This window comes from Kutzneria kofuensis, from assembly GCF_014203355.1.
GTDB classification, from domain to species: Bacteria; Actinomycetota; Actinomycetes; order Mycobacteriales; family Pseudonocardiaceae; genus Kutzneria; species Kutzneria kofuensis.
Window position 1 is genome coordinate 3,067,830 of record NZ_JACHIR010000001.1, and the last position, 12,609, is coordinate 3,080,438.

Annotated in this window: 12 protein-coding genes; 1 reads left to right on the forward strand and 11 read right to left on the reverse strand. The window is 71.0% G+C overall.

The window, feature by feature from the left end:
* Nucleotides 1–3: 3 nt before the first annotated feature.
* The 8 genes from BJ998_RS13855 to BJ998_RS13890 form a co-directional block, all read right to left on the reverse strand.
* Nucleotides 4–693 (reverse strand): sirohydrochlorin chelatase, encoded by a 690-nt coding sequence (locus BJ998_RS13855; RefSeq protein ID WP_184861812.1) that lies wholly within the window; start codon nucleotides 691–693, stop codon nucleotides 4–6.
* Complete coding sequence (locus tag BJ998_RS13860; RefSeq protein WP_184861814.1) at nucleotides 693–1,805, reverse strand: uroporphyrinogen-III synthase; 1,113 nt, start codon at nucleotides 1,803–1,805, stop codon at nucleotides 693–695. The genes BJ998_RS13855 and BJ998_RS13860 overlap by 1 nt, the downstream gene beginning before the upstream one ends.
* Nucleotides 1,802–2,143 carry a nitrite reductase small subunit NirD gene (gene nirD / locus BJ998_RS13865; RefSeq protein WP_184861816.1) on the reverse strand — a complete coding sequence of 114 codons (342 nt, stop codon included), beginning with the start codon at nucleotides 2,141–2,143 and terminating at the stop codon, nucleotides 1,802–1,804. The genes BJ998_RS13860 and nirD overlap by 4 nt, the downstream gene beginning before the upstream one ends.
* A complete protein-coding gene (gene nirB, locus BJ998_RS13870) occupies nucleotides 2,140–4,581 on the reverse strand; it encodes a nitrite reductase large subunit NirB (protein WP_184861818.1) in 2,442 nt (813 codons plus the stop codon). Before nirB ends, nirD begins: the two co-directional genes overlap by 4 nt.
* Nucleotides 4,582–4,678: 97 nt before the next feature.
* Nucleotides 4,679–5,476, reverse strand: a complete 798-nt coding sequence (locus tag BJ998_RS13875) for a TIGR02569 family protein (protein ID WP_312890099.1) — start codon at nucleotides 5,474–5,476, stop codon at nucleotides 4,679–4,681.
* Nucleotides 5,477–5,596: 120 nt separating this feature from the next.
* Nucleotides 5,597–6,769, reverse strand: a complete 1,173-nt coding sequence (moeZ, locus tag BJ998_RS13880; RefSeq protein ID WP_184861822.1) for an adenylyltransferase/sulfurtransferase MoeZ — start codon at nucleotides 6,767–6,769, stop codon at nucleotides 5,597–5,599.
* Nucleotides 6,770–6,856: 87 nt separating this feature from the next.
* Nucleotides 6,857–7,972: a DUF3152 domain-containing protein gene (locus BJ998_RS13885; protein WP_312890100.1), complete on the reverse strand. Its 1,116-nt coding sequence runs from the start codon at nucleotides 7,970–7,972 to the stop codon at nucleotides 6,857–6,859.
* 46 nt (nucleotides 7,973–8,018) lie between these two features.
* The gene (locus tag BJ998_RS13890; protein ID WP_184861826.1) at nucleotides 8,019–9,050 is read right to left on the reverse strand and encodes an alpha/beta fold hydrolase; all 1,032 of its coding nucleotides are present in this window, start codon (nucleotides 9,048–9,050) and stop codon (nucleotides 8,019–8,021) included.
* 165 nt (nucleotides 9,051–9,215) lie between these two features.
* On the opposite strand from BJ998_RS13890, the gene BJ998_RS13895 reads away from it, so the two are divergent.
* Nucleotides 9,216–9,842, forward strand: a complete 627-nt coding sequence (locus BJ998_RS13895) for a TetR/AcrR family transcriptional regulator (RefSeq protein WP_184861828.1) — start codon at nucleotides 9,216–9,218, stop codon at nucleotides 9,840–9,842.
* 80 nt (nucleotides 9,843–9,922) lie between these two features.
* Here the strand turns inward: BJ998_RS13895 and BJ998_RS13900 are convergent, their stop codons facing one another.
* Genes BJ998_RS13900 through BJ998_RS13910 form a run of 3 tightly spaced genes read right to left on the reverse strand, consistent with a single transcriptional unit; the run spans nucleotide 9,923 to nucleotide 12,578 of the window.
* Entirely contained in the window at nucleotides 9,923–10,804 is an 882-nt protein-coding gene (locus BJ998_RS13900; protein ID WP_184861830.1) for an AurF N-oxygenase family protein, read from the reverse strand.
* Entirely contained in the window at nucleotides 10,801–11,706 is a 906-nt protein-coding gene (locus BJ998_RS13905) for an alpha/beta fold hydrolase (protein WP_184861832.1), read from the reverse strand. The genes BJ998_RS13900 and BJ998_RS13905 overlap by 4 nt, the downstream gene beginning before the upstream one ends.
* Entirely contained in the window at nucleotides 11,679–12,578 is a 900-nt protein-coding gene (locus BJ998_RS13910; protein ID WP_184861834.1) for an AurF N-oxygenase family protein, read from the reverse strand. The genes BJ998_RS13905 and BJ998_RS13910 overlap by 28 nt, the downstream gene beginning before the upstream one ends.
* Nucleotides 12,579–12,609: the final 31 nt, after the last annotated feature.

Consider the following 12,609-nt stretch of genomic DNA (forward strand, 5'->3'; position numbering starts at 1 on the left):
TGCCTACTGTCCCACCAACATGATTGAGCGGTCAACTATTCCGGCGGCCAGGGCGCGGCGGACCACCAGCTCGACCACGCGAGGGTGCGCGCCGATGGGCTCGGACACCAGGTCAGCTCCCATGTCGGCGAGCCGCTGGTGGAAGAGACCGGGCGCGAGCAGCCACGACGCGATGGCGACCCGGCCTCGGCACGAAGCCACCGCTTCCGGCACCGAGGGCCGGGCGGAGGTGATGAAACCGACCTGCACCGCCGAGCGGGTCAGCACCGACAGCCGGCGCGCCGCGCGGTGGACGTCGGCGACGGCCCGGGTATCCGACGAGCCGGCGGCGGCCAGAACCACCGGGGTGCCGTACCCCCAGCCGGCGGCGACGAGACGGTCGTACACGGCGTCGAGCACCAGGTCATCGGGCCCCAAAGCCGGGGTGACGGTGACCGACGGGCAGCCGGACAGGAGGATCTGCTGGGGCACGTCGACCCGCACGTGGTAGCCGGCGGCGAGGAAGGCGGGCACGACGACGGCGGGCCCGACAACCGACCGGAGCACCTCGGTCAGGGACGGGGAGCGGACGTCGACGTAGGCGACCTCGACGTCCACCCCGGGCAACCGGAGCCGCACGGCGGCGGCGATCTGTTCGACGGCGACGGCGCCGGCCGGGTCTCGGGTGCCGTGAGCGGCTAGCACCAGCGTCATCAAGCCTCCAGGGCCAACCGGTAACCGCGTTTCACCACGGTCTGCACGAGCTTGGGCTGCCCGAGCGCAGTCCGCAGCCGGCCGATGGCGGTCTCGACGGCGTGCTCCTGCACGGGCGTGTTGTCCCGCTGCAGCACGGACATCAGCCGCTGCCGGGACACGACGTGGCCGGGCTGCTCGGCCAGCGCGCGCAGCACGGCCATGGGGGCCGGCGCGATGGGCCGCAGGTCGCCGTCGATGACAACGGCCTGCCCCCGCACCTGGACTTCGGCCGTGGCGAACCGAATCCGCTGCGCCCGGGCCGGCAGCTCGACGGCGATGGACCGGGCCAGGGCTCCGATGCGGGCGCGGTCGGGAATGAGGCACGGCACGCCGTACGGAGCGAACGGCCCGGCGCAGATCTTCCCCACGCACGCAACGAGAATGTCGTCGCGCAGTGCGGAGACGACGGCCTCGCGCCGGCCGGTGGCCTTGGCCCGGGCCAGCGTCGAGGCCACCGCGGGCGCGCTGGTGAAGGCCAGGGCGTCGACCTGACGGCCGACGATGGCGTCCAGCAGCCGATCCAACGGGTTGGTGTCGGCGGGCGCGGTCCACCGGTAGACGGACACCTCGGTCACGTCGGCGCCGGCGTCACGCAGGGCGTTCACGAAGTCGGGCAGCGGCTCGCCGTGCAGCTGCACCACGACCCGCTTGCCGGCAACGCCCCGGTCCAGCAGGTACGCCAGCAGCTCGGCGTTGCTCTCCGACTCCGGCGCCCACGTCTCGCTCAGCCCGGCGGCCCGCACGGCGCCGCGGACCTTGGGCCCCCGCGCCAGCACCTCGGCGCCTTCGAGGTGCTTGAGCAGGTCCTCGCCGAGCCCCCATCCGTCGGCGGCCTCGATCCAGCCGCGGAAGCCGATCGCGGTGGTGATCACGGCGACGTCCACCGGCCCGGTCATCAGCTGCTCGGTGCTGGCCCGCAGCTGCGCGTCGTCCAGCAGCGGCACGATCCGGATCGCCGGCGCGTGCTGCACGGACGCGCCGCGCCGGACCAGCAGCGCGGCCAGTTCGTCGGCCCGTCTCGCGGCGGTGACGCCAATGGTGTAACCGGCGAGCGGGTCGACCTCAGTCACGGTGAGCCCACCCGGACGTACCCGTCCCACACCTCGACCGGGTAAGTCGCGACGGCGACGGCGGCATCGTCGACACAGCGGCCGGTGGCCAGCTCGAACGCCTGCTTGTAGACGGGCGAGACGACGACCGGAACACCGCCCCGGTCCCCGACGATGCCCCGGGAGAGCACCGCGGCACAGCTGAACGGGTCATGGTTGGACAATACGTGGAGGCCGTCGTGGGTGCGGAACACCGCGACCTGCTCGCCATCGGGCAGCAGCGCGGCCACGCCGCGCCCGGGCAGCAGCTCCTCCAGGCGGCACACGGTGGTCCAGGTGCGTTCCTGTACGGCGGTCATCGGGCCATCACCTCCGGAATACCCAGCTGAACGGGGACGCGCTGGCCGCGCTCCTCGCGGAACGAGATCGTCGGATCGGGCACTCCCGGCGCGTTCACGAAGGAGCTGAACCGCGCCAGCTTGACCGGGTCCTCCAGGACGCCACGCCACTCGTCCGCGTAGTCGCGCACGTGGTCGGCCATGGCGGCCTCGAGGTCGGCGCAGATGCCGAGGCTGTCCTCGACGATCACGTCCCGCAGGTGGTCGAGGCCGCCCTCCATGGCCTCGATCCACGCGGACGTGCGCTGCAGTCGGTCCGCGGTGCGGACGTAGAACATGACGAACCGGTCGATCATCCGAATCAGGGTCTCGGTGTCCACATCGGACACCAGCAGGTCGGCGTGCCGAGGCGTGAAGCCGCCGTTGCCGCCCACGTACAGGTTCCAGCCTTGTTCGGTGGCGATCACGCCGAAGTCCTTGCCGCGCGCCTCGGCGCACTCCCGGGCGCAGCCGGAGACGCCGGCCTTGAGCTTGTGCGGCGACCGCAGCCCGCGGTAGCGCAGCTCCAGCTCGATGGCCAGGCCGACGGAGTCCTGCACGCCGTAGCGGCACCAGGTGCTGCCGACGCAGGACTTGACCGTGCGCAGGGCCTTTCCGTACGCGTGGCCGGACTCGAAGCCGGCGTCGACGAGCCGGCGCCAGATCAGCGGCAACTGGTCCACGGTCGCGCCGAACAGGTCGATGCGCTGCCCGCCGGTGATCTTCGTGTACAGCCCGAAGTCCTGCGCCACCTCGGCGATCACCATCAGCTTCTGCGGGGTGATCTCGCCGCCGGGGATGCGCGGCACCACCGAGTAGGTGCCGTTGCGCTGCAGGTTGGCCAGGAAGTGGTCGTTGGTGTCCTGCAGCGCGGCCTGCTCGCCCTCCAGCACGTGCCCGCTGTTCAGCGAGGCCAGGATGGACGCGACGGCCGGCTTGCACAGGTCGCAGCCGCTGCCGCTGCCGTGCTCGGCGACCAGCCGGCTGAAGGTGCGGATGCCGGTCGCCCGGATGATCTCGAACAGCTCGGCGCGGGACTGGGTGAAGTGCTCGCACAGCGCCTTGGACTGCTCGACGCCGCAACTGGTGAGCAGCTGCTTGAGCGTCGGCACGCAGGAACCGCAGCCGGTGCCGGCCTTGGTGCACGCCTTCAGGGACGGAACGTCGGCGCACCCGGTCCCGATGGCCGCGACGATGTCCGCCTTGGTGACGGCGTGGCAGGAGCAGACCTGGGCGTCGTCGGGCAGCGCGGTGTTGGTGGCGGCGGCCGGGGCGATCAGCGAGCCGGGGTCGGCCGGCAGCGGGCGGCCGACGAAGGCGCGCAGCGTGGCGTACGCGCTGGCGTCGCCGACCAGGACGCCGCCGAGCAGCGTGCCAGCGTCGTCGGAGACCACGATCTTCTTGTACGAGCCGGAGACCGGGTCGTTGTGCACGACCTCGAGGGCGCCCGGCGAGGTGGCGTGCGCGTCGCCGAAGCTGGCCACGTCGACGCCGAGAAGCTTCAGCTTGGTCGAGGTGTCCGCACCGGGGAACTCCTTGCTGCCGCCGGAAAGCCGGTCCGCGACGACCTCGGCCATCGCGTAGCCGGGGGCGACCAGGCCGTACACACGGCCGTCGATGCAGGCGCACTCACCGATGGCGTAGATCGACTCGTCCGAGGTGCGGCAGCCCGCGTCGACGACGATGCCGCCGCGCTCGCCGATCTCCAGCCCGAACCGGCGGGCGAGTTCGTCCTGGGGCCGCACACCGGCGGAGAAGACCACGATGTCGGCGGGAAGTTCGCTGCCGTCGGACAGCACGACGCGATCGTCCTCGACCGACGCGACCGACACTCCACAGTGGACGTCGAGGCCGAGCCGGAGCACTTCCCGGCGCAGCAGCGCACCGCCGCCCTCGTCGACCTGCAACGGCATCAGCCGGGGCGCCAGCTCGACGACCTGGGGGCGAACGCCCATGAGCCGTAACGCGTTCGCGGCTTCGAGCCCGAGCAGGCCGCCGCCGATCACGACGCCGTTCACGCCCCCGTGGGCACGAATCGCGTCCAGGTCCTCGATGGTGCGGTAGACATAGCAGTTGGCGCGGTCATGCCCGGGCACCGGCGGCACGAACGGATACGAGCCGGTGGCCAGCACCAGGGCGTCGTAGTCCTGCACGAAACCCTGCTCGGTCACCACTTTCCGGGCCGCGCGGTCGATCTCGACGACCTTGTCACCCAGCCGGGTCTCCACGTCCACCGGCGGGAGCGACAGCTTGTCGGCGTCCCAGCCGTCCACGTACGAGGACAGCGCCACCCGGTCGTAGGCCGGACGCGGCTCCTCGGCCAGCACGACGATCCGCCAGTCGCCGCCGCGCTCGGTGAGCGTGCGCACGAGGTGGTGCCCGACCATCCCGTTGCCGATCACGACCAGTGTCCGCGTCATGAGGGCAATGCTGTGCAAGATCCGTGACCCCGCCGGGTCACCGGCGTTGCCTACGAGTTACGTGGTGCTCCCACCGCAGGTCAGAAACTGGTGCGCGTCACACGATGTCGAGGATCTGGGTCGTCGCCCGCTCCAGGCCGCGCAGCGACTGCGTGGTCGAACGCGGGTGCAGAGCGTGCACGGCCAGCCGGAACAGCAGGGCCCGCACCAGCGCCTGCGGCCACTCGGCCAGGTGCGCCCAGCGCTTGAGAATGCCCTGGTCGGCGCCGCCCCAGGCCAGCGCGTCCACCACGATCACCGCGGCCGCCCACTCCGGCGGCCGCCAGAACGGCGAGAAGTCGATCAATGCCGGCGCCGCGCCGCCGTCGAACAGCACGTTGCCGAACAGGTCGCCGTGCACCACCTGGGACTTCAGCCCGATCGGCACCCGGGAGGCGGTCACCAGCTCGAACAGCCGGCCGCCCTTGTCGTGGTCCAGGTCCACGAGCTCCTCGCCCCAGGCCGCCCGGTCGGCGGTGGCGAAGACGTCCTTGCGGGCGTCCAGGAAACGCGGCCGCGGGAGCGTGTCCGTGGCGCCGTGCAGGCGTACCGACACCGCGACGACCTCGTCGTGGCGGGGCTCCGCGCGGCCGGACAGGTAACGGGTGGCGGACCAGCCGCCGACGACCCAGCGGCCGTCCGTCGAACGCAGCGGGCGGCCCAGCCGGAGGTTGTCCACGGCCAGCCCGTCCAGCGTCTGCGCCACCCAGGCCGCCTCCGCCGGGTTGGGCGCCGGACGGATCGCCGCGTCGCCGCAGCGCCACACCGGTCCGCCGTCGATCAGCTCCGGCTCGCTGCCCCGAGCACCGAACGCCGCACACACGTGTGGCGGCGGAGGCTGGGGGGAGGTCGTCACAAAGCGCGACGCTACCTTGTGCGGCGGCCGAATTGGGGGACCGCCACAGGTGTCTTCATGTTGTGAAGGGGGCATTCCTGGCGTTGGACGCCAGGAATGCCCCCTTCCGAACGACTACTGTCAGTACGTGGGCAGGCTCGGGTCGACCTCGCGGGCCCAGGCCAGCACGCCTCCGCCGACGTGCACAGCGTCGGAGAAACCGGCCTGGTGCAGGGCAGCCAGCGCCTCCGCGGACCGGGCGCCGGACTTGCAGTGCAGCACCAGCGGCTTGTCCTGCGGCAGCTCGGCGAACGCCTCGCCGGACAGGATCCGGTCCTTGGGGATCAGCACCGAGCCCGGGATCTTGACGATCTCGTACTCGTGCGGCTCCCGCACGTCGACCAGCAGGAAGTCGTCACCCGCGTCGATCTTCTGCTTGAGCTCCAGCGGGGTGATGGTGTGGCCGGCCGCGGCGGACCGGGCGTCGTCGGAGACGACACCGCAGAACGCCTCGTAGTCGATCAGCTCGGTGATCGGCTTGGCCTCCGGATCCTTGCGGATCTTGATGGTGCGGTAGGTCATCTCCAGCGCGTCGTACACCATCAGGCGGCCGAGCAGCGTCTCGCCGATGCCGGTGATCAGCTTGATCGCCTCGTTCACCATGATCGAGCCGATGGACGCGCAGAGCACACCCAGCACGCCACCCTCCGCGCAGGAGGGGACCATGCCGGGCGGCGGCGGCTCGGGGTAGAGGTCGCGGTAGTTCAGGCCCTGGCCGTTCGGCGCGTCGTCCCAGAACACGCTGGCCTGGCCCTCGAACCGGAAGATCGAGCCCCACACGTAGGGCTTGCCCAGCAGCACCGCGGCGTCGTTGACCAGGTACCGGGTGGCGAAGTTGTCGGTGCCGTCCAGGATCAGGTCGTACTCGCGGAAGATGTCGAGCGCGTTCTCCGAGCTCAGGTGGGTCTGGTGCAGGTTCACCTTGACGAACGGGTTGATCTCGGCGATCGAGTCCCGGGCCGACTCGGCCTTGGGCCGGCCGACGTCGGACTGCCCGTGGATCACCTGGCGCTGCAGGTTGGACTCGTCGACGACGTCGAACTCCACGATGCCGAGCGTGCCGACCCCGGCGGCGGCCAGGTACAGCAGCGCCGGGCTGCCGAGGCCGCCGGCGCCGACGACCAGCACCTTGGCGTTCTTCAGCCGCTTCTGCCCGTCCACCCCGACATCCGGGATGATCAGGTGGCGGCTGTAGCGCTCGACCTCTTGTTTGGTCAGCTCCGCGGCTGGCTCAACGAGCGGCGGAAGCGGCATCTGCTCCTCCTCGACGCAGGGGGAATTCATCCTGCCCCCACTTCAACGTCCAGCCTGCCCCACTGTCTTCCCGGTGGGAAAGTCGTCTCACTGGTTGGACTGGCCGCCCGGCGCGCCCTGCGGGTTCGGCCACGCGTTCGGCCGGCAGACCTTGCCGTCCTTGGCCACCGCCGTCCTGTTGGACGGGTCGGCCTGGTTGAGCTGCCACACGTAGTCGTCGGACACGCCGAAGGTCTGCTGCATCATCACCGGCGCCAGCCCGCCCTCGGTGCCGCAGCCCACGTGCGGGTTGCCGAACACGTGGCCGACCTCGTGGTTGATGGCGTACTCGCGGTACAGCCCGATGTCGCCGTTGAACGCCATCGCACCCCGGATCCAGCGGGCCAGGTTGATCACCACACGCTTGTAGTTCGGGTTCCAGCAGGACGCCTCGAACTGGATCTGGTAGCCGCACATGTCCGGCCGGTGGTCGGTGTTCGGCGTGGTCAGGCTGACGATGAAGTCCGGGTTCTTGAACTCCGGCCCGACCCGCTGCAGCGACAGCGTGCCGCTGCCGATCCAACTGCGCGGATCGGACAGGATGTTCTCGACCGTCTTGGCGTACGCGTCGTCGCCGCCGTAGGCGGACTGGTCGATGCCGTCCTCGACGGCGATCGCGTAGTGGTACAGGTGCGGGCCGCTGCCGACCTTCTGCCCGCTGCCCGGCACCAAGTGCCAGGTGCCGCTGCCGGCCTGCGGGAACGGGTCGCCCTGCGGCAGCACGGCGGTGCCCGTCTTCGGGTCGACCGGCACGGCGGAGTTCTCCGTGGCCACCGGCGGGCCGGTGGTGGTGGAGACGGGGTTCTGCGCGGCCAGCCCATCCACGCCGCTGGTGTCGGACGACGGCGTGCGGGCGACGTTGAACACCACCAGCGCCGTCACCACGACCAGCACCGGCAGGGCGTACACCCGCCAGCCGTAGGTCGCGGCGAAGCCCTTCACGCCCTTGCGTGGCTTGCCCGCCTTGTCGCCCTTGTCCTCGCCGGACCGCTCCGGACGCCACGAGGCCGTCAGCGGCTGCGCCGCGGTGCGGCGGCCGCCGGCGCGGTAGCGCTCCTCCGGGGGGCGGCGGGTCACCGCGGGCCGGATCGGCGACACGTTGCTGGGCGTGGGCTTCGCGGGGCTGTCCTCGCTGCCACGGCCTTCCTGTGTCGTCCGGGTCACGGACTCAGAGTGCCACATCCGTGACGGCCCGCCACGCAGGCGGGGCTCACCACTGGTCCCGCTCCAGGGCCTCCCACATGCCCAGCACGGCCCGCGCGACCGTGACCGGGCGTTCGATCTGGGCACAGTGCCCCACCCGGGGCAGCACCAGCAGCCGACCGCGTTGCAGCAGCTGAGCGGTCCGTGGCGCCTTGCGCACGCTGACCAGACGGTCCTGTGTGCCCCACACCACCAGGGAGGGGGCCGTGACCTTCGGCACGACCCGCCACATCGACTTGTGGGCCGGCGCCAACCAAGATCGAATCAACCCGATCGTGGTGGCCGCCAGCGCCGCCCGGTAGTACGGCAGGCCGTTGCGCTCGATCGTCTCGCGGACGCCCTCGTCGACACGGTGATCCGGGACCACCGACGGCCGGGCGAAGCACAGGCGCAGGATCTGCAGCGACTGCTCACGCGGTGTCATCGAGGCCAGCCGGCGGCGCACCCCGTTGCCGATCAGCGGCACGAAGGCCAGCGGCATCATCGGGTTGGCGCAGCGCCGCGGGTCCGGGCGCAGGTCAGGGACCGCGGGCGAGACCAGCGTCAGGGAGCGCACCAGGTCCGGCCGCTGGGCCGCGACCGCCAGCGCGATCGCGCCGCCCATCGAGTTGCCGAACAGGTGCACCGGGCCGTCGAGGCCGGCCAGGAAGCGGACCACCGTGTCGGTGTGCGTGGCCATGCTGAAGTCGTAGCCGTCCGGGGGTGGCGTGCGGCCGAATCCGGGCAGGTCGACGGCGATGCCGTTGACCCGGCCGGCCAGCTGGCCCATCAGGTCCGTCCAGTTCGTGGACGAGCCGCCGAGGCCGTGTACGAAGACCGCGGTCGGGGCCGTCGGGCTCGGGCCGGGGGTGCGGCGGACGTGCAGCGTGACGTCGCCGGAGGTCATCATCTCGCCCGGCCAGGGCGGGATCGTCAGGTCGAGCGGGGGCAGCGCCGCGGTGGACAGCGGCACGCTGGTCAGGGCGTGTGTCCGGGGGCGCGTGGGCAGGGTCAGCGGGATGCCGGCTCCGAGTGGCGCGGCCGAGGACACGGTCGTCATGTCGTCAAGGATGCCTCTTGTTCACCTGGATAGCGAAGTCCCGACACCTTCCGTACACGTCAGGGCGTAGGAGGCTCACCACAGGCCGCTACCGGCGAGTAAGGTTTGTTGACCCGCCCGTCTGACTCGATCAGGACGGGCCGGGCGACGCTGGCGGGAGGCGAGATGACGGAGACGGCACAACAGGGCATCGGGCGAGGCGTGCGGCTGCCCAGGTCGGCACGACGCGCCCAGCTGCTGGCCGCCGCGCAGGACGTGTTCGTGGCGAACGGCTACCACGCCGCCGCCATGGACGAGATCGCCGAACGGGCGGGCGTCAGCAAGCCCGTGCTGTACCAGCACTTCCCCGGCAAGCTCGAGCTCTACCTCGCGCTGCTGGAGAGCCATGTCGACGCCCTGGTCGCCGCCGTGCGCGGGGCCATGGAGTCCACCACCGACAACAAGCAGCGCGTGGTCGCCGCCGTCAGCGCCTTCTACGACTTCGTCGACAACGAGGGCCAGGCCTACCGGATGGTCTTCGAGTCCGACCTGCGCGGCGAGCCCGCCGTGCAGCAGGCCATCGAGCGGGCCACCTCCGCCAGCGTCGACGCCATCACCGAGACCATCATGGCCGACGCCGCCCTCGACCGGGACCGCGCTCGGCTGCTGGCCGTCGGCCTCACCGGCCTCAGCCAGGTCACCGCCCGCTTCTGGCTCGACACCGAGCGGCGGGTGTCCAAAGAGGAAGCCGTCGCGCTGATCTCCACCCTGGCATGGCGCGGCATCGGCGGCGGCTTCCCACTCCAGCACTGAATCTCTGCCGCGCGTTCCGCGCGGGGCTCGGCCCCTTTGGGGCCTCGCGCATGCCCCCCTAGTCCGGCGATCGCGGCAGGTCAGACCAGGTGCACGGCCTGCCACACCCGTTTGCTGGGGCCGCCGATGAGGTCGTTCTCGGTGAGGAACGTGGTCAGCTTGGAGCCGGCCCAGCGGAGGGTCTCCCGGTAGTGCGGGTTGGCCCACGCCACCCGGCGAGCCTCATACGGATCGAGGCCGACGGAGCGGTAGACGCGCGGGTGCACGAGGGACCGCGTGACGACGAAGGCGGTCCGGGCGAGCATGGCGCGGTGGTACGCGAGGCCGGCGCGGGAGAGGCGAGGAGTGTCGCGAAGGACCTCCTCCCGGGCGTAGCGGACGTGCCGGGCCTCCTCGATGACGTGGATGCGGTTGACCATCCGCACCAGGGGCTGGACCGAGGAGTCGGCCATGGACTCGCGCTGGAGGGCGTCGGTGATCTCCTCGGCGACGAGGATGCCGGCGAACATGGAGGGCCCGAAGGCGATGGTCTTGAAGATCCGGCCCAGGCGCATGGCAGTCTGCCCGGGGCCGTACGCGGGGCAGCCGACCTTCTCGATGAGACGGGCGAACATCACCGAGTGCCGGCACTCGTCGGCGACCTCGGTGAGGGCGTACTGGGTGTGCCGGGTCAGCGGATCGGCGTCGTAGGAGTGCCGGACGAGCAACTCCATGAGGATGACCTCGAACCAGATGCCGACGCTGGCGATGCTGGCGAGTTCGTGCCGGGTGAGCTCGATCCGCTGCTCGACGGTGAGTCGCTCCCACAGCGCGGTGCCGTAGAGACTGCACCGGTGCGCGGGCAGGAAGTACTTGTCCGGCAACAGATCGGCGTCCCAGTCGATGTCGACGTGGGGATCGTAGGACCGGTCGGCGGACGAGTTGAGCAAGCGCTCGGCGGTCTTCTCCCGGTCGGCGATCATGCGAGTCCTCCGATCCTGGCGGTCACTTCCAGCCCCCGTTCGAACGGCAGCATGTGCCCGGCGCCGGGATAGATCACGAGCTCCGACGACGGCAGTTCGGCGGCGATGACGCGGGAATGCCGCAACGGGGTGAGGCGGTCGGCGCCGCCGGCGAGCACAACGGTTGGGATGTCACGGAAAACGGCCAGCGCGGCGCGACGGTCGTGATCACTCAGCGACGCCCGGAAGCCGACCATGGACGCGGGATGCACGCGGGCGACCTGCTCGGCCGCGGCGGCGACGTCCTCCCTGCGCGGCCGAGGACCGAACAGCAGCCAGCGCAGGCCGGGCTCGGCCAGCCGGGGCTTGGCCAGCAGCGCCCGGTGCTCCATCTTGGTCAGTCGGGAGTTCACGACGCGTTCGCCGCGCATGACGATCCGCGCGACTGGAGCCGGCAAGCCGAGTGTCAGCGCGTCCAGGCCGCCAGACGACGTCGCCACGAAGGCGGCCCCGGTCACCCGAGACGCAACCAGGGCGGGGTTTCGCTCCGCCAACGCCATCATCGTCATGCCGCCGATGGAGTGCCCGGCCAGCACGATCGGACCGGTCGGCACGCGGTCCGCGATCAACTCCGCCAGATCGTCGGCCAGCTGGCCGATCGTGGCCGTGCCGAACGGCGCCGGCGACGAACCGCCGTGCCCACGGTGGTCGAACCGCAGCACACGGACGGTTCGCGACAGCGTCGAGGCGACGCGGTCCCACGACGTGTGGTCCAGGGTCCACGCGTGCACGAGGACAACGGTTGTCGGCGCATCCACGGGACCTTCGTCGACCACGTGCAGCGCGGTGCCGTCGGAGGTGACGAACCGGCCGCGCGCGGCCGTGTCCCACGGCGTCACCGGACGAGGAACGACTTGCGCCACAACGACATCCCCGGATTGCCGACGAGACCCATCTCGCCGAGGAAGCTCATGATCCGCTCGCCCGCCCAGTGAATGGTGTCCCGGTAGTGCGGGTTGTTCAGCGCCGCCTGCTCGCCGACCTTCGGGTCGATGCCGACCGCGGCGTACACGCGCGGGTTGATGATGCTGCGGCAGATGAAAAAGCCGACCAGCGCGATCAGCTCCCGCTGGTACGCCAGTTCGGTGCGACCCACACGCTCCATGCCCCGCACGACTTCCTCACGGGCGAACCGCACATGCCGCGCCTCCTCCAGCACGTGGATGCGGTTGACCATGCGGACCAGCGGCTGCACCGACTCGTCCTGCATGGCCTCGCGCTGCATCCGGTCCAGCACCTCCTCGGCGATGAGGATGGAGCCGTACATGGCCGGTCCGTAGCCGATGGTCGGCAGCAGCTTGGCCAGCTGGTGCACGTAGCGCTTGGGCCCGTAGGCCGGGCAGCCGATGCGCTCCACCATGCGCGCGAACATCGTCGAGTGCCGGCACTCGTCGGCGACCTCGGTGAGGGCGTACTGTGCGTGCCTCGTGGTGGGATCCGCGTTGTAGACGGCCTTGACCAGCATCTGCATCAGGATGACCTCGAACCACAGGCCGACGCTGGCCACGCTGGCGACCTCGTGCCTGGTCAGCTCGATGCGCTGGGGTTCGGTCAGGCCGTCCCACAGCGCGGTGCCGTAGAGCGAACTGCGGTGCTGCGGGATGAAGTACTTGTCCTCGGCCAGCGGCGCCGCCCAGTCGATGTCCACCTCGGGGTCGTAGAACCGGTCGGCCGAGGAGTTGAGCAGCCGTTCGGCGGTCTTCTCCCGGTCGGCGACCTTCAACGATCGAGCCATCGCTCCTCCGCTCGGTCCAGCCGGATTTAGT